Below are 15,638 nucleotides of genomic sequence, written 5' to 3'. Positions count from 1 at the left end.
TGGAGACTGCGTTGACGGCGCGGCGCAACACATGGCGCGCCGCTGTTGGACATGCTGTGCGGCATGGCCATAATACGCATTCCCGGAAGCCCAAAGCCTTTCGCAAATTGAACAACGCCCTCGATAACGATGAAAGAAGAATCGCCGAAAGCCATTATTTATGCGCTGGCCGCCAACTTTGGCATTGCCGTTTGCAAGTTCGCTGCCGCTTCGTTCACCGGTTCCGGCTCGATGTTCGCCGAAGCCATTCACTCGACCGCCGACTGCGGTAATCAATTGCTGCTGCTGTTCGGCCTGCGTCAGGCACGCCGGCCGGCGAGCCCCTTGCATCCGATGGGCGGCGGCCGCGAGATCAACTTTTATTCGCTGCTCGTCGCGTTACTGCTGTTCTTCGTGGGCGGCGCGTTTTCCGTCTATGAAGGCGTGCATCGGCTGATGGCGCGCGAGCCATTGCAGTACGCGTATGTCGCGCTCGTGGTGCTCGGCGTGTCGGTGGTGCTCGAGGCGTTTTCGCTGTGGGGCGCGCTGAGGGAAATCCGCCGCGTGCATCCTGAGAAAAACATCTGGCGATGGTTCAGGGAAACGCGCGAGTCGGAACTACTGGTAGTCGCTGGCGAAGATATTGCCGCGCTGGTGGGCCTCGCGATCGCGTTTGCCGCGGTGCTGCTCACGCTCGTGACCGGCAATCCTGTCTATGACGCGTTTGGCTCCATCGCCGTCGGCTTGCTGCTGATGGTGATCGCGGGACTGGTGGCGCGCGAGGTGAAGTCGATGATCGTCGGCGAATCGGCGAGCCCCGAAGTGCGCCGCGCCATCGAGGCGCATTTGCGCGCGCGCAGCGAAATTCGCGGCATCATCAATATGATCACGCTGCAATGGGGACGTCACGTGGTGGTCGCAGTGCAGGCCGAAATGATCGACTATGCGAGCGGCCGCGCGATGGTCGATGCGATCAACATCATCGAGGCCGATTTGCAGGCCGCCTTTCCGCAAGTGCGCTGGGTGTTTTTCGAACCGGATGTACCGCGCGCGTGATTTTCCTTTTTCTGGTGCACGCGACTGGCGACTCGCCACTCGCGGAGAGCTTCGTGCGATTAACGTAATCGACGTGTCGTGTAGTGGACAATAATTTCGTCGCATCTATACTTCTTCCGGCTTGAAGCGGCACTCTCCCCAACTGCATCACAAGCAAAAGGAAGATCACGATGCTGACTCGCACATTGGGCGCGCTATCCGTCATTGCACTCGCGGCATGCGCAGCCTTTACTTCCGGACCCGCAAGCGCGGACGACAGCGACGCTTTCTCGCATGGCGACGGCGGCTCGCGCGGGCGGCCGGTCAAGGTGATGATCATCTCGATGTTCGGTCCCGAGGGCCAGGTGTGGCTCGACAAGCTCGGACCGTGGCGCGATATTCCGGTGGACGGCTTGTCGCCGGATTATCCGGCAGTGCATTGCAACCGCCAGGACGTCTGCGTGATGACGACCGGCATGGGCCACACGAATGCCGCGGCGTCCATCATGGCGCTGACGTTCTCGCCGCGTTTCGATTTGCGGCATACGTATTTCATGGTCGCGGGGATTGCCGGCATCGATCCTCAACAGGGCACGGTGGGCTCGGCGGCGTGGGCGAAATATCTCGTCGACTTCGGCATTCAATGGGAGATTGACGGGCGCGAAATTCCGGCCGGCTGGAACACCGGCTATCTTGGGATCAATACAAAGAGCCCCTCGGAAAAGCCGCCGCTCGATTACCGCACCGAAGTATTCCAGCTCAATACGCAACTCGCCGATACGGCATTCGCTTTATCGCGCAACGTTGTGCTTTCGGACAATGCGCAGGCGCAGGCCGCGCGCGCCAAGTATTCGTACGCGCCGGCTAATCGTCCGCCGACGGTCATTCAATGCGATACGCTCGCCGGCGACACATGGTGGTCCGGCACATTGCTCGGGCAGCGCGCTCGCGACTGGACCAAAATATTGACCGATGGAAAGGGCACGTATTGCACGACGCAGCAGGAAGACAATGCGACGTATGAAGCACTGAAACGCGCGGCTTCGGTGCATAAGGTCGATTTGAACCGCGTGGCTGTAGTGCGTGCGGGCTCGGACTTCGACCGCCCTTATGACGGACAGACGAGCGCCGATAACTTGCTCAACTACTCAGCACAAGGCGGCTTTACGATTGCGCTGGAAAACCTGTATCGCTCGGGCAATCCGCTCGTGCAGGACATTGTCACGCACTGGGGCGAATGGCGCGAAGGCGTGCCGAAGCGCTAATCCAATGATTGCAGCAAGGGCCGCCCGATGTGAACTGCGGCCCTTGTTGCAATGGCGCGGCGCATTAGCGTTGCGGCGCGCGATAAGGCGTCCATACTGCGGAGTCCGTATTCCAGTGGTCGAGTTCTGATGGTGTCATGGTGTGCTCCTTTATAAAGTGCTGAGATCTGTTCGGCTCGCCGTTATCGGCATTTAATCCGGATGGCTAACTATCTCGGCGAGCTTCTTGTTGCATTGCTGAGAATTTACTGACCGTTTGCCACGCGCGTGACATCGCCGTTCGCGCCTTCCTGCAGCGCGATACGCGCGGCTTGCGTCTGGCCGATCAAGCCTTTGTTCGGATACGTCGTGCGATTGAGCGAAGGCAGCGAGCCGTCGCGATAGGCGGCAACCAGTTCGGCCTGCACTTCGGCGCGCGTCTTGCCGCCCGTCGCCGTCGTCGAGGCGGTGGGTTGAGTCTGATAGCTGCCTGCGTGGCCGATGCCGTTGCTCTGTGCGAATACCGGCGCGCTCACGAGCAGCGAGAGAGTAAGACCTGCGAGAAGATTGCGTTTCATGATTCACTCCTGTCGATTCATTTGCAGCACGACGGGTGCTGCGACAGGGTGAAATGTAGACTTCGAGCGAGCGCCGATAAATTGCGCTTTCGCGAAATGAATTGTCGCGATTCCAGAACAATCGAACGACAAGCCTTATAAACACAGGCCGAAACAACAACCGCGGCATTAGCGCCGCGGTTGGAATTCACTGTTTCACTATTTGCACTTCAATTGAGTTGAGTCACGCGACCCATTCGGATATAACCGGTGTGTCGAGTGCCGGAGCGGACTCGCGTTCTTCGAGCGTGCGCTTCGAGCAGGTTGCGTCGAGCGTGCCGCGGCCACTCAGTAGTGGGCAACGGTCGAACACTTCCGCAATCCAGTCTACGAAAACACGGACTTTAGGCGACAGATGCCGACTGTGCGGATAGACTGCCGAAATAGGCATCGGCAAAGGCTTCATCTCGGGCAGTACTTCTACGAGTTGGCCCGCACGCAAATGCGGCAGCACCATGAAGAGCGCCGGCTGAATCAGGCCAAAACCTTCCAGCCCGCAGGTCACGTAGGCATCGGCGTCGTTCACCGACACAATGCTCTTCATTTTTACTTCAACCTCTTTACCATCAACCAGGAATGCCCAATCGAGCGTGCGTCCCGTGCGGCTCGAGAAGTAATTGACTGCTTTGTGATTTTCCAGGTCCTCGAGCGAAGTCGGCATGCCGGCCCGTTCGATGTACTCCGGCGACGCACACGACACGCCCTCGAAGAGGCCGATCCGTCGCGCCACCAGCGAGGAATCCTGTAGCGCGCCGACGCGCACCACGCAATCCACGCCTTCCTGCAGCAAGTCGACCGGCCGGTCCGACAAGCCGAGTTGCAGATCGATGTCCGGGTAGCGCTTGTGGAATTCACATAGTTGTGGAATCACCAGCAGGCGGCCAATCGAACCCGGCATGTCGATGCGCAACTTGCCGTGCGGCTTTTTATTGCCGCTCTGAAAACTGGCCTCGGTCTCTTCCACGTCCGCGAGGATGCGCACGCAGCGTTCGTAGTACGCCGCGCCGTCCGGCGTGAGCGACAGGCGCCGCGTCGTGCGGTGCATGAGCCGTGTGCCGAGGAACGCTTCGAGGTTCTGAATGATCGTGGTAACCGATGCGCGCGGCAGGTCGAGCGTTTCAGCCGCGCGAGTAAAGCTGTTTGTGTCGACGACACGCGTGAACACTTGCATGGCCTGAAGCCGGTCCATTGCAAACCTCCAGAAGGGGCAGGCGTACTGAGCAGGATTCGAATCCGCCGAGCAATCGGTTCGATTGTTCAGAGGGGCCGAATTGTGTTGCCGGATTATAGGCATTTATTTACGAGTCTGCCGAACCCACAATTCGCACCATTGAAGTTCTTTGCGCATTGCGCGGCTCGACATGGAAGCATTCAAACCGCCGTACTCATTTGTGCCCGCCGGCATTGCGCCGGCCGGGGCCGACAGCACGGCACTCGAAGTCACTGACGTACAGATAGAAGGACACGCGCAGGACATCACGTTGCGTTTGTACCGGCAGCCGAAGAAAACCGCACTGCCGGTACTGCTTTATTTTCACGGCGGCGGTTTTACGAAGGGGTCGATCGATCAGGCCGACTTTGCGTCGCGCTATTTCGCAGAACATTTACCTGCATTGGTGGTGTCGGTCGGTTATTCGCTCGCGCCGCAGTTTCCATTTCCCGCTGCGCCCGAAGACGCACATCGCGCGGCATTGTGGGTGCAGACGCGGGCGCGTGCATTTGGCGGCAATAGCAGGAAGGTTGGCGTGGCCGGCCATGACGCGGGCGGCCAATTGGCCAATTGCCTCGCGTTCATCGCGCGCGATCGCGGCGACGTGCAAATTTCCGCGCAAGCTTTGTTCGGGCCGATGCTGGACCCGAGTCTCACGCGCCTTGGCGATGAAAAGCGCCTCGGCTCGGACATCACGGCAAGAGAATGCGCGGCCTGTTATCGCGCGTACTTGCCGCAGGCGTCGCAACGCATGCATCCGTATGCGGCGCCGCTGGAATCGTCGCGGCTCGCCGGCTTGCCGGCCACGCTGATCGCGACGGCGCAAAACGACGTGCTGCATGTCGAGGCGGAGAAATACGCGAGCAGTCTGATCGACGCCGGTGTGCTGACCCAGGTGGTCCGCTATCCGGCCGTCTCGCATGCGGCGCTCGCCGATCATCCGCCCGCCTTGCAGGAGGCAGTGCGATTTTTTCAGTGGCGCTTCGATGCGCGCGCCCATCGCTGAAACAGAAACAAGCAGAACTTTAATCAACGATACCGGGAGCTACACATGACCATCCTTCCTCTTTCCCGCCGCCGCGTGGCGGTTGCCACACTAGCGGTACTCGTGCTGGCCGGACTCGGCACATTCGGCGCAATTCGCGTGGACGCGAGTTCGCCTGCCGCCCCGACCATCGTGCCGGAAGTCGATGTCGCCACCGTGGTGCAAAAAACGATCACCGACTGGCAGAGCTATTCGGGCCGTCTAGAAGCGGTAGAAAAAGTGGACGTGCGTTCGCAGGTGCCAGGCACCATCGTGTCCGTTAACTTCAAGGACGGCGCGCTCGTGAAGAAAGGCGACACGCTGTTCGTGATCGACCCGCGCCCGTACGCGGCTGAAGTCGCGCGCGCGGAAGCGCAGCTCGCGGCCGCGCAGGCGCGCACGGGCTACACGCAAAGCGATTGGGAACGCGCGCAACGCCTGATCACCGACAACGCGATCGCCAAGCGCGATTACGACGAGAAGCAGAACGCCGCGCGCGAAGCGAGTGCGAACCTGAAGGCCGCGCAAGCCGCGCTCGAAACCGCACGCATCAATCTCGGCTATACGAAGATCACGGCGCCGGTATCGGGCCGCGTATCGCGCGCGGAGATCACGGTGGGCAACGTCGTGTCGGCAGGTGCGGGCTCGGCGCCGCTCACCACGCTCGTGTCGGTATCGCCGATCTACGCATCGTTCGACGCGGACGAACAAACCTATCTGCAATACCTGCGTCGCGCGAAAGACGGCGGCAAGGTGCCGGTGGAACTCGGTCTCGCGGATGAAAGCGGCTACTCGCGCAGCGGCACGATCGAGTCGGTGGACAACCGTCTGGATACGTCGTCGGGCACCATCCGCGTGCGCGCGCGTTTCGATAACCAGGACGGCACGCTGATTCCGGGCCTGTATGCGCGCGTGAAAGTGGGCGGCAGCGAACCGCATCCGGCGGTGCTGATCGACGACGCCGCCGTCGGCACCGACCAGGACAAGAAGTTCGTGCTGGTGGTCGACCAGAACAATCACGTCGTGTATCGCGAGATTTCGCTCGGCGATATGCAGGGCAATCTGCGTGTCGTGAAGGGCGGCCTGAAACCAGGCGACCGGATTGTGGTGAACGGCGTTCAGCGTGTGCGGCCCGGCGATGCAGTGCGCGCGCACATGGTGCCGATGACGACCGACCAGGACCCGAACAGCGCGCCGCTCGCGCAGCAGCGCGCCAAAGCGGACAAGAACTCGTGAGCGTTCGCGCCGCGGCATTGAACGCGCGGCGCGTGCTCCAACCGCTTGCTCCAAACATCAAGAGCTTCCAATGAACATATCCAAATTCTTCATCGATAGGCCGATTTTCGCGGGCGTGCTATCGGTATTGGTTCTGCTGGCGGGCGTGATTTCGCTCTTCAAGCTGCCGATTTCCGAGTACCCGGAAGTGGTGCCGCCGTCGGTCGTGGTCCACGCGCAGTATCCGGGCGCCAATCCGAAAGTGATCGCGGAAGCCGTCGCTTCGCCGCTCGAAGAGCAGATCAATGGCGTCGAGAACATGCTGTACATGCAGTCGCAAGCGAACAGCGACGGCAATCTCACGCTGACGGTCACCTTCAAGCTCGGCACGAACCCGGACCTCGCGACCCAGCTCGTGCAGAACCGCGTGAACCAGGCGCTGCCGCGTTTGCCGGAAGACGTGCAGCGGCTCGGCGTGACGACCATCAAGAGCTCGCCTACGCTCACCATGGTCGTGCACCTGATCTCGCCGAACGACCGCTACGACATGACGTATCTGCGCAATTACGCGGTTCTGAACGTGAAGGATCGTCTCGCGCGGATTCAGGGCGTGGGCCAGGTCCAGTTGTGGGGTTCGGGCGACTACGCAATGCGCGTGTGGCTCGATCCGCAGAAGGTCGCGCAGCGCGGTTTGACCGCGACCGAAGTGGCTAATGCGATTCGCGAGCAGAACATTCAGGTGGCGGCCGGTGTGATCGGCGCGTCGCCTTCGGTGCCGGGCACGCAATTGCAGTTGTCGGTGAATGCGCGCGGCCGTCTGAAGACCGAGGACGAATTCGGCAACATCATCGTGAAGACCACGCCCGATGGCGGCGTGACCTATCTGCGCGACATTGCGCGCGTCGAACTCGCGGCGTCGGAATACGGCCTGCGTTCGCTGCTCGACAACAAGCCGGCCGTTGCGCTCGCAATCAATCAGGCGCCGGGTGCGAACTCGCTCGCGATTTCCGATGAAGTGCGCGCCGCGATGAAGGATCTCGCGCAGGACATGCCCGCGGGCGTCGAATACAAGATCGTCTATGACCCGACGCAGTTCGTGCGTTCGAGTATTGAGGCGGTCGTGCATACGCTGCTCGAAGCCATCGCGCTGGTGGTGATCGTCGTGATCGTGTTCCTGCAGACGTGGCGTGCGTCGATCATTCCGTTGATCGCCGTGCCGGTGTCGATTGTCGGCACGTTCTCACTGCTGCTTGCATTCGGCTTCTCGATCAATGCGCTGTCGCTGTTCGGCATGGTGCTGGCAATCGGCATTGTGGTGGACGATGCGATCGTCGTGGTGGAGAACGTCGAGCGGAACATTGAAAACGGACTCAGTGCGCGCGATGCGACGTACAAGGCGATGCAGGAAGTGAGCGGGCCGATTATCGCCATTGCGCTGACGCTCGTCGCCGTGTTCGTGCCGCTCGCGTTCATGACGGGTCTCACGGGCCAGTTCTACAAGCAGTTCGCGATGACCATCGCGATCTCCACGGTGATCTCGGCGTTCAATTCGCTGACGCTGTCGCCGGCGTTGTCCGCGATGCTGCTGCGCAGTCATGGCGCGAAGGAAGACTTCCTCACGCGCATCATGAACCGCCTGCTGGGCCGCTTCTTCAAGGGCTTCAACAAGGTGTTCCATCGCGGCTCCGAAGGTTATGGCCGTGGCGTGACGGGAGTGCTGCGCCGCAAGGGCGCGATGCTCGCGGTGTACGCGATCCTGGTCGGTGCAACGGTGCTGATCGCGCGTATCGTGCCGGGCGGTTTCGTGCCCGCGCAGGACAAGGAGTACCTGATCGCGTTCGCGCAACTGCCGAACGGCGCGTCGCTCGATCGCACGGAAAAAGTGATCCGTGACATGAGCGCGATCGCGCTGAAGCAGAAGGGCGTGGAAAGCGCGGTGGCGTTCCCCGGTTTGTCGGTGAACGGCTTCACGAACAGTTCGAGCGCGGGCATCGTGTTCGTCACGCTCAAGCCGTTCAAGGACCGCGGCGACAAGAAGCTCTCGGCAGGCGCGATTGCGGGCTCGTTGAATCAGCAATACGGCGCGATCAAGGATTCGTTCGTTGCCGTGTTTCCGCCGCCACCTGTGCTCGGTCTCGGCACGCTTGGCGGTTTCAAGATGCAACTGGAGGATCACGGCGCGCTCGGCTACGCGGAGTTGAACAAGGCAGCGGAGGCATTCGTGAAGAAGGCGGCGCAAACGCCTGAGCTTGGCCCGACCTTCTCGAGCTATCAGATCAACGTGCCGCAACTGAACGTGGATCTGGATCGTGTGAAGGCGAAGCAGCTCGGCGTGCCGGTCACTGACGTGTTCAACACGATGCAGATCTATCTGGGCTCGCTGTATGTGAACGACTTCAACCGCTTTGGCCGCGTCTATCAGGTGCGGGTGCAGGCGGACGCGCCGTTCCGTCAACGCGCCGACGACATCCTGCAACTGAAGACGCGCAACAGCGCGGGCGACATGGTGCCGTTGTCGTCGCTCGTCACGGTCACGCCGACGTACGGTCCGGAAATGGTGGTGCGTTACAACGGCTATACGGCTGCGGACATCAACGGTGGACCGGCGCCGGGCTTCTCGTCGGGCCAGGCGCAGGCCGCGGCTGAGCGCGTGGCGGCGGAAGTTCTGCCGCATGGCGTGAAGCTCGAATGGACCGATCTGACGTATCAGCAGATTCTTGCCGGCAATGCGGGCTTGTGGGTGTTCCCGATCAGCGTGCTGCTCGTGTTCCTCGTGCTGGCCGCGCTGTACGAGAGCCTGACGCTGCCGCTCGCGGTGATCCTGATCGTGCCGATGAGCGTGTTGTCCGCGTTGACCGGCGTATGGCTCACGGGCGGCGACAACAACATCTTCACGCAGATCGGCTTGATGGTGCTGGTGGGCTTGTCGGCGAAGAACGCGATTCTGATCGTGGAGTTCGCCCGCGAACTGGAACACGACGGACACACGCCGCTGTCGGCGGCAATTGAAGCGAGCCGCTTGCGTCTGCGGCCGATTCTGATGACGTCGATCGCGTTCATCATGGGTGTCGTGCCGCTGGTGCTGTCGACCGGAGCCGGTTCGGAAATGCGTCATGCAATGGGGATTGCGGTGTTCTTCGGCATGCTCGGCGTGACGCTGTTCGGGCTGATGCTGACGCCGGTGTTCTATGTGGTGCTGCGTACGTTGGCCGGCGGGACGATTCATGTCGCGCAGAAGGACTCGCCGCGCATCGGCGCGCCGGTCACGGACGCCTGAGGAGAGAACAACAATGAAACGCTTTGAGATTTTGAGTGGATGGGGCCGTGCGGCAGCGAGCGGTTTGCTGCTCGCGCTGCTCGCCGCCTGCTCGGTTGAGCCCACGTACAAGCGTCCCGAAGTGGACACGCCGACCGCGTTCAAGGAAGCGCCGGTAGCGGCTTCGGGAACGTCGGCTGCATCGGCTGCGTCGGGTGCATCGGGTGCGTCGGCTCAGGACACCGGTACGTGGAAAACCGCGCAACCTGCGGACGACGCGCATCGCGGCGAATGGTGGAAGATTTTCGGCGACCCGCAACTCGACGCGCTCGAAGAGCAGGCGGCTGCCGCGAATCAGGACCTGAAAGCGGCGGCGGCGCGTGTGCAGCAGGCGCGTGCGGTCACGCGTGCGGCGAAGTCGGACTGGTTTCCGAAGTTCGACGCGGGCTTCGGCCCGACGCGCGAACGGGCGTCGGCGGCCTCGCAATTCCAGCCGGATAGCGTGGGCGGCACGACCGGCACCATTTGGCGCGCGCAGGTCGGCGCGTCATATGAGGCGGATCTGTTCGGGCGTGTCGGTTCGAACGTGAACGCCTCGCGTGCGGACGAGCAGCAAAGCGAAGCGCTGTTCCGTTCGGTGCAGTTGTCGCTGCAGGCCGACGTCGCGCAAAACTATTTCCAGTTGCGCGAGCTAGATACCGACCAGGACCTGTACCGCCGCACGGTCGCGTTGCGTGAAGATACGCTGAAGCTCGTCGAGCGCCGCTTCAAGGAAGGCGACATTAGCGAACTGGATGTGTCGCGTGCCCGCAATGAACTCGCGAGCGCACGCGCCGACGCAGTAGGCGTCGCACGTCAGCGCGCGGCGTCCGAGCATAGTCTCGCGATTCTGCTCGGCAAGCCGCCGGCAGACTTCTCGTTCGCCGAAGCGCCGCTCGTGCCGGTCGGAGTGCGCGTGCCGCCGGGGTTGCCTTCGGCGCTGCTCGAACGCAGGCCCGATGTGTCGGCGGCCGAGCGCGCGATGGCGGCGGCAAATGCGCGCGTCGGTCTGGCGAAGTCGGCGTTCTTCCCGAAGCTCGACATTACCGGCGCATTCGGCTATGAGTCGGCCACGCTCGGCGATCTCTTCATGTGGTCGAGCCGCGCGTTCATTCTCGGACCGTTTGCCGGCACTGCATTGACGCTGCCGCTGTTCGACGGCGGCCGGCGTAAGGCGAATCTCGCGCAGGCTCGTGCGAAATACGACGAGGACGTCGCGCAGTATCGTCAGCAAGTACTGGTCGCGTTCCGCGAAGTCGAGGACAACCTGGCCGATCTGCGTCTGCTCGACGATCAGATGCGCGAGCAAAACAATGCCGTGCAGGCGTCGCAACGCGCGGCGCGTCTGTCGCGTACGCAGTACACCGAGGGCGCGGTCAGCTATCTGGACGTGATCGACGGCGAGCGGCAGGTGTTGAGCACGCAACTGCAGGCGAGCCATTTGCAGGGCACGCAAGCGGTCGCGACCGTCAACCTGATTCGCGCGCTCGGCGGCGGTTGGGGCGATGTGCCGGCGTCGGATACGGCCGTGGGTTCGGCTGCAACGCCCGCTGCACATTCCGACCAACAGGTGGCAAAGCGCTAAACGCTTCGGTCTATTATTGACTGCTGTTGTAGAACCGGACCGCGCCGCAAGCGCGCTCCGGTTTTTTTTCGCAAATCTTTTTTCGCGCTTTCCTTTCGAAAATCCGTTCGTAGACCCGCAGGCATCGTGGCCTCTATGATGATTCGCACCTTGGCGCAGGCCGTCGATCTGACTCGCCGCGAATACATCACATCTTCATCAAGAGTCCACCATGCGCACTTTTCTTTCCAACGCGCGGCGCTTTTTCCGTGCGCCGACGCTCGCGCTTCTGAGCGCATTTGGCTTTGCACTTGCTTTGCCCGCGGCGCCCGCGTTCGCGGCGGATGCGCCGACGCTGAAGATCGGCACCGCGACGAGCCCGCAAATCGAAGCACTCAAAATCGCGGTGCGCGAGGCGAAAGAGCAGGGACTCGATGTAAAGGTGCTCGAATTCACCGACTGGAATACGCCGAACGCCGCGCTCGCGAACAAGGACATCGACGTCAATTACTTCCAGCACATTCCGTTTCTCGAGAATGCAAAGAAGCAGGGCGGCTATAACTTTGTCGCGATTGCGCCGGGCACGATCATGAAGATCGGTCTGTACTCGAAAAAGATCAAACGCTTCGACGAACTGAAAGACGGCGCGACCGTGGCCATCGCAAACGATCCAGTGAACGGCGGGCGCGGCCTGTTGCTGCTGCAACGCGCGGGGCTGATCAAGCTGACGCCGGGCATCGACTATCGCGCGACGACGCTCGACATTATCGACAACCCGAAGCATCTGAAGATCGTTCAGCTCGAAGCCTCGCAACTCGCCCGTTCGCTCGACGACGTCGACCTCGCGCAAGGCTACCCGAGCTTCATCAAGCTCGCGGGAACGACGGACCCGAATAGCGCGCTGCTATTCGACGGCCTGGAGAACAAGAACTACGCGATTCAATGGGTCGTGCGTCCGGAAAGCGCGAACGATCCGCGTATTCGCAAGTTCATTTCGATCTATCAGCATTCGCCGGCCGTGCGCGCCGCGCTCGATAAAGCGTTCGGCAATCTGTACGCAGTCGCGTGGTAAGGGGCGCTCGCGCGCCGGATAGAACAACAGGAGCGACTACGCGATGCCGAACAAAAAGATCCTGCCGAACGCGTTCAATATGAATGCGGTCGGCCACATCAATCATGGCTTGTGGACGCATCCGCGGGATCGCTCTGCGCACTACACGGATCTCGACTACTGGACGAGTCTCGCGCAGACGCTCGAACGCGGCAAGTTCGACGGCATCTTTCTCGCGGATATCGTCGGCGTGTACGACGTTTATCAAAACGGTCCCGATACGCCGTTGCGCGAGGCGGTGCAGATTCCGATCAACGACCCGGCGCTCATCGTGCCCGCGATGGCGCATGTGACGCGGCATATCGGCTTTGGCGTCACGTCGAATCTCACGTATGAGCCGCCGTATCTGTTCGCGCGCCGCATGTCGACGCTCGACCATCTGACCAAAGGCCGCGTGGGCTGGAATATCGTGACCGGCTATCTGGACAGCGCCGCGCGCGGCATGGGACTCGCGCAGCAGATCAGTCACGACGACCGCTACGACCGCGCCGACGATTACATGGACGTGGTCTACAAGCTCTGGGAGCAAAGCTGGGAAGACGACGCCGTGGTGCGCGACCGCGCCGCACGCATTTTTTCGCAGCCGGGCAAGGTGCATCGCGTGAAGCATGACGGTCCGTACTATTCGATCGACGCGATTCATTTGAGTGAGCCTTCTCCGCAACGCACGCCGGTTTTGTATCAGGCGGGTTCTTCGAGCCGCGGCGTGGATTTCGCGGCGCGTCATGCGGAGTGCGTGTTTGTCGGCGGACAGAACAAGCAGTTGACGCGTTCCATTGTCGACGACATTCGCGCGCGAGCGGTGAGCTTGGGGCGCGCGCCCGACGACATCAAGATCTTCGCGGGCATTACGGTAGTGGTCGGCGAAACGGAGCGCGCGGCGCAGGAGAAGTTCGAAGAGTACCGGCGTTATGCAAGCGCTGAAGGAGGCATCGCGCACTTTTCCAGCTCGACAGGTATCGACTTTTCGCAATACGAGTTGGACGAGCCGATCTCGTATGTGAAGACGGAGTCGATGCAATCCGCAGTCGAAGCCATTTCCAAAAAGAGCGTGAGCGGCGTGTGGACCAAACGCAAAGTGCTCGAACAGATGACGCTCGGCGGTCGCGCGAAACCGGTGGTCGGCTCGCCGCAGCAGATTGCCGACGAACTCGTGTCGTGGATCGAAGAAGCGGGCGTGGATGGCTTTAATCTGACGCGCACGGTGATGCCGGAATCGTTCGAGGACTTCGTGGATCTCGTCGTGCCCGAACTGCAAAACCGCGGCGTCTACAAGGAAGACTACGATCCCGCGCCGACTTTGCGCGAGAAGCTGTTCGGCGGCGGCCGCGCGCGTTTGCCCGATGTGCATGCCGGCGCGCAGCATCGGCGCGCGCGTGCAAACGTCGAGCAAACCGCGTAAGTCTGACAGGAGCAAAGCATGGCTAATCTTTTCGATGTGCCGCAGTTCATTCAGGACGCGCAGTCGCGCGCAGCCGAACCGGTTTCGAACGCGGCGCCGACGCAGGCCGCTGTCGTATTCGACAACGTAGGCAAAGTGTTTGCGGGCACGCGCGGCGCGTCGACCGCGGCTCTCGCGGACGTCACGTTGAACGTTGCGCGCGGCGAAGTGTTCGGCATTATCGGGCGCAGCGGCGCGGGCAAATCGACGTTGCTGCGGCTCGTCAACGGACTCGAAAAGCCGAGCTCGGGCGCGGTGCGAGTGAATGGCGTAAGTGTCGGCGAACTCGACGAACGCGGACTCGTGACGCTGCGCCGACGCATCGGCATGGTGTTTCAGCACTTCAATCTGCTGTCCGCAAAGACGGTGCGCGAGAACATCGCGTTGCCGCTCAAAATTGCGGGCGTGCCGAAGGCGGCAATTGACGCCAAGGTCGATGCATTGCTGGAACTCGTCGGTCTGGCGGCGAAGCGCGATGCGTATCCGGCCAGTTTGTCAGGCGGGCAGAAGCAGCGCGTCGGCATTGCACGCGCGCTCGTTACGGACCCCGACATTCTTCTCTGCGACGAGGCCACGTCCGCACTCGATCCCGAAACGACGCAGGCGATTCTCGCACTGCTGCGCGACATTAATCGGCGCCTGAAGCTGACTGTTGTTCTAATCACGCACGAAATGCAGGTGATTCGTGAAGTGTGCGATACGGTTGCCGTGATCGAGCGTGGCCGTGTGGTCGAAACGGGCCCGGTGTGGCGCGTATTCGGCGAGCCGCAGCACGATGCCACGCGAGCGTTGCTGCGCACGCTGGTGCATGATTTGCCCGCCGATCTCGCGGAGCGCGTGAAGCCGCTCGCCGATATCGCGCAAGCCGACGCACGCGTTCTGCTCGACGTGCGCTTCACCGGCGATGACGCGCGCGATCCCGATCTCGCCGGCCTCGCGTCCGCGCTCAGCGTCGACGGAAGCAGCGTGAGTTTCGTGCATGGCGGCATCGACCGGATTCAGGGACATGCGCAAGGGCGCCTGATCGTGTCGGCGCAAGTGCGCGCGAACGGACGCGCGAGCGTGCATGCGCAGATCGCCGCATTGCTCGAACGCGCGCGCGGCCACGCGAATCATGTCGAGGTGCTGGGCTATGTCTGAGCTCTGGCTTTCCGAACTCGTCGGTGCGATACGCGATACGGTGCTGATGGTCGGCATCTCCGCGTTGATCGCGGCGCTCGTCGGCATTCCGTTGGCGCTCGTACTCGTCACGACCACACGCGGCGGCATCTTCGAAAAGCGTGCGGTGAACAGCACGCTCGGCGCGCTCGTCAATGCGTTCCGCTCGACGCCGTTCATCATTCTGCTGGTCGCATTGCTGCCGCTCACGCGCTTACTCATCGGCACGACGATCGGCGTGTGGGCGGCGGTCGTGCCGCTTAGCATCGCCGCGATTCCGTTCCTCGCGCGCGTCGCCGAAGTGAGTCTGCGTGAAGTGGACCGTGGACTAATCGAGGCAGCGCAGGCAATGGGCGCGCAGCGCCGGCATATCATCTGGCATGTGCTGTTGCCTGAGGCGTTGCCCGGCATTGTCGGCGGCTTCACGATCACGGTGGTCGCGATGATCGGTTCTTCCGCGATGGCGGGCGCGGTCGGCGCGGGCGGCCTCGGCGATCTGGCGATCCGCTACGGCTATCAGCGTTTCGATACCACGGTGATGGTCACGGTCATCGCGTTGCTGATTGCAATCGTGACGGCGGTGCAACTGGTGGGCGACCGCTTCGTGCGGCGGCTCGCGCAACGCGCGTGACAAGCGGCGTTGTGCGTCGAACGAACGCAGGGTACTTGCGACGCTCTTAAGGCGACCGGCTGATACAGCGCTTTCGCATGACGAATAGCGCCGCTCCTATCGGTCGCCAGCATC

12 protein-coding genes are annotated in these 15,638 nt (G+C 61.9%); 10 read left to right on the top strand and 2 right to left on the bottom strand.

Annotation, left to right across the window (positions count from 1 at the left end; translation table 11 throughout):
• Positions 1-129: 129 nt before the first annotated feature.
• Together CUJ91_RS27380 and CUJ91_RS27375 are read left to right on the top strand one after the other, a co-directional pair.
• Positions 130-1,035, top strand: coding sequence for a cation diffusion facilitator family transporter (locus CUJ91_RS27380; RefSeq protein WP_006049441.1), 906 nt, complete (start codon positions 130-132; stop codon positions 1,033-1,035).
• Positions 1,036-1,205: 170 nt separating this feature from the next.
• Positions 1,206-2,279 carry a purine-nucleoside phosphorylase gene (locus CUJ91_RS27375; protein ID WP_053860078.1) on the top strand — a complete coding sequence of 358 codons (1,074 nt, stop codon included), beginning with the start codon at positions 1,206-1,208 and terminating at the stop codon, positions 2,277-2,279.
• Positions 2,280-2,524: 245 nt separating this feature from the next.
• Here the strand turns inward: CUJ91_RS27375 and CUJ91_RS27370 are convergent, their stop codons facing one another.
• Together CUJ91_RS27370 and CUJ91_RS27365 are read right to left on the bottom strand one after the other, a co-directional pair.
• The gene (locus CUJ91_RS27370; protein WP_006049439.1) at positions 2,525-2,836 is read right to left on the bottom strand and encodes a DUF4148 domain-containing protein; all 312 of its coding nucleotides are present in this window, start codon (positions 2,834-2,836) and stop codon (positions 2,525-2,527) included.
• A gap of 223 nt (positions 2,837-3,059) precedes the next feature.
• On the bottom strand, positions 3,060-4,064 hold the full coding sequence (locus CUJ91_RS27365) for a LysR family transcriptional regulator (protein ID WP_006049438.1): 1,005 nt from the start codon (positions 4,062-4,064) through the stop codon (positions 3,060-3,062).
• 172 nt (positions 4,065-4,236) lie between these two features.
• Here CUJ91_RS27365 and CUJ91_RS27360 point away from each other — a divergent pair, with 172 nt between their 5' ends.
• From CUJ91_RS27360 to CUJ91_RS27325, 8 genes are all read left to right on the top strand, one after another.
• Complete coding sequence (locus CUJ91_RS27360; RefSeq protein ID WP_029970114.1) at positions 4,237-5,091, top strand: alpha/beta hydrolase; 855 nt, start codon at positions 4,237-4,239, stop codon at positions 5,089-5,091.
• Positions 5,092-5,136: 45 nt separating this feature from the next.
• Entirely contained in the window at positions 5,137-6,345 is a 1,209-nt protein-coding gene (locus tag CUJ91_RS27355; RefSeq protein WP_006052752.1) for an efflux RND transporter periplasmic adaptor subunit, read from the top strand.
• 70 nt (positions 6,346-6,415) lie between these two features.
• Complete coding sequence (locus tag CUJ91_RS27350; RefSeq protein WP_006052751.1) at positions 6,416-9,601, top strand: efflux RND transporter permease subunit; 3,186 nt, start codon at positions 6,416-6,418, stop codon at positions 9,599-9,601.
• A gap of 13 nt (positions 9,602-9,614) precedes the next feature.
• On the top strand, positions 9,615-11,204 hold the full coding sequence (locus CUJ91_RS27345; RefSeq protein WP_114157625.1) for an efflux transporter outer membrane subunit: 1,590 nt from the start codon (positions 9,615-9,617) through the stop codon (positions 11,202-11,204).
• A gap of 211 nt (positions 11,205-11,415) precedes the next feature.
• Positions 11,416-12,255, top strand: coding sequence for a MetQ/NlpA family ABC transporter substrate-binding protein (locus CUJ91_RS27340; RefSeq protein WP_114157624.1), 840 nt, complete (start codon positions 11,416-11,418; stop codon positions 12,253-12,255).
• Between the two features lie 43 nt (positions 12,256-12,298).
• Positions 12,299-13,696 carry an LLM class flavin-dependent oxidoreductase gene (locus CUJ91_RS27335; protein ID WP_114157623.1) on the top strand — a complete coding sequence of 466 codons (1,398 nt, stop codon included), beginning with the start codon at positions 12,299-12,301 and terminating at the stop codon, positions 13,694-13,696.
• A gap of 18 nt (positions 13,697-13,714) precedes the next feature.
• A complete protein-coding gene (locus CUJ91_RS27330; protein ID WP_114157622.1) occupies positions 13,715-14,875 on the top strand; it encodes a methionine ABC transporter ATP-binding protein in 1,161 nt (386 codons plus the stop codon).
• Positions 14,868-15,524, top strand: a complete 657-nt coding sequence (locus tag CUJ91_RS27325) for a methionine ABC transporter permease (protein WP_029970121.1) — start codon at positions 14,868-14,870, stop codon at positions 15,522-15,524. The genes CUJ91_RS27330 and CUJ91_RS27325 overlap by 8 nt, the downstream gene beginning before the upstream one ends.
• Positions 15,525-15,638 lie beyond the last annotated feature (114 nt).

Source organism: Paraburkholderia graminis, from assembly GCF_003330785.1.
GTDB classification, from domain to species: domain Bacteria; phylum Pseudomonadota; class Gammaproteobacteria; order Burkholderiales; family Burkholderiaceae; genus Paraburkholderia; species Paraburkholderia graminis.
This window is presented reverse-complemented; position numbering and strand designations above follow the sequence as displayed.

Bases quoted from the DNA above. Each gene is read 5' to 3' on its own strand.
- CUJ91_RS27380 (WP_006049441.1), top strand. From the start codon at position 130: ATGAAAGAAGAATCGCCGAAAGCCATTATTTATGCGCTGGCCGCCAAC.
- CUJ91_RS27375 (WP_053860078.1), top strand. From the start codon at position 1,206: ATGCTGACTCGCACATTGGGCGCGCTATCCGTCATTGCACTCGCGGCA.
- CUJ91_RS27370 (WP_006049439.1), bottom strand. From the start codon at position 2,836: ATGAAACGCAATCTTCTCGCAGGTCTTACTCTCTCGCTGCTCGTGAGC.
- CUJ91_RS27365 (WP_006049438.1), bottom strand. From the start codon at position 4,064: ATGGACCGGCTTCAGGCCATGCAAGTGTTCACGCGTGTCGTCGACACA.
- CUJ91_RS27360 (WP_029970114.1), top strand. From the start codon at position 4,237: ATGGAAGCATTCAAACCGCCGTACTCATTTGTGCCCGCCGGCATTGCG.
- CUJ91_RS27355 (WP_006052752.1), top strand. From the start codon at position 5,137: ATGACCATCCTTCCTCTTTCCCGCCGCCGCGTGGCGGTTGCCACACTA.
- CUJ91_RS27350 (WP_006052751.1), top strand. From the start codon at position 6,416: ATGAACATATCCAAATTCTTCATCGATAGGCCGATTTTCGCGGGCGTG.
- CUJ91_RS27345 (WP_114157625.1), top strand. From the start codon at position 9,615: ATGAAACGCTTTGAGATTTTGAGTGGATGGGGCCGTGCGGCAGCGAGC.
- CUJ91_RS27340 (WP_114157624.1), top strand. From the start codon at position 11,416: ATGCGCACTTTTCTTTCCAACGCGCGGCGCTTTTTCCGTGCGCCGACG.
- CUJ91_RS27335 (WP_114157623.1), top strand. From the start codon at position 12,299: ATGCCGAACAAAAAGATCCTGCCGAACGCGTTCAATATGAATGCGGTC.
- CUJ91_RS27330 (WP_114157622.1), top strand. From the start codon at position 13,715: ATGGCTAATCTTTTCGATGTGCCGCAGTTCATTCAGGACGCGCAGTCG.
- CUJ91_RS27325 (WP_029970121.1), top strand. From the start codon at position 14,868: ATGTCTGAGCTCTGGCTTTCCGAACTCGTCGGTGCGATACGCGATACG.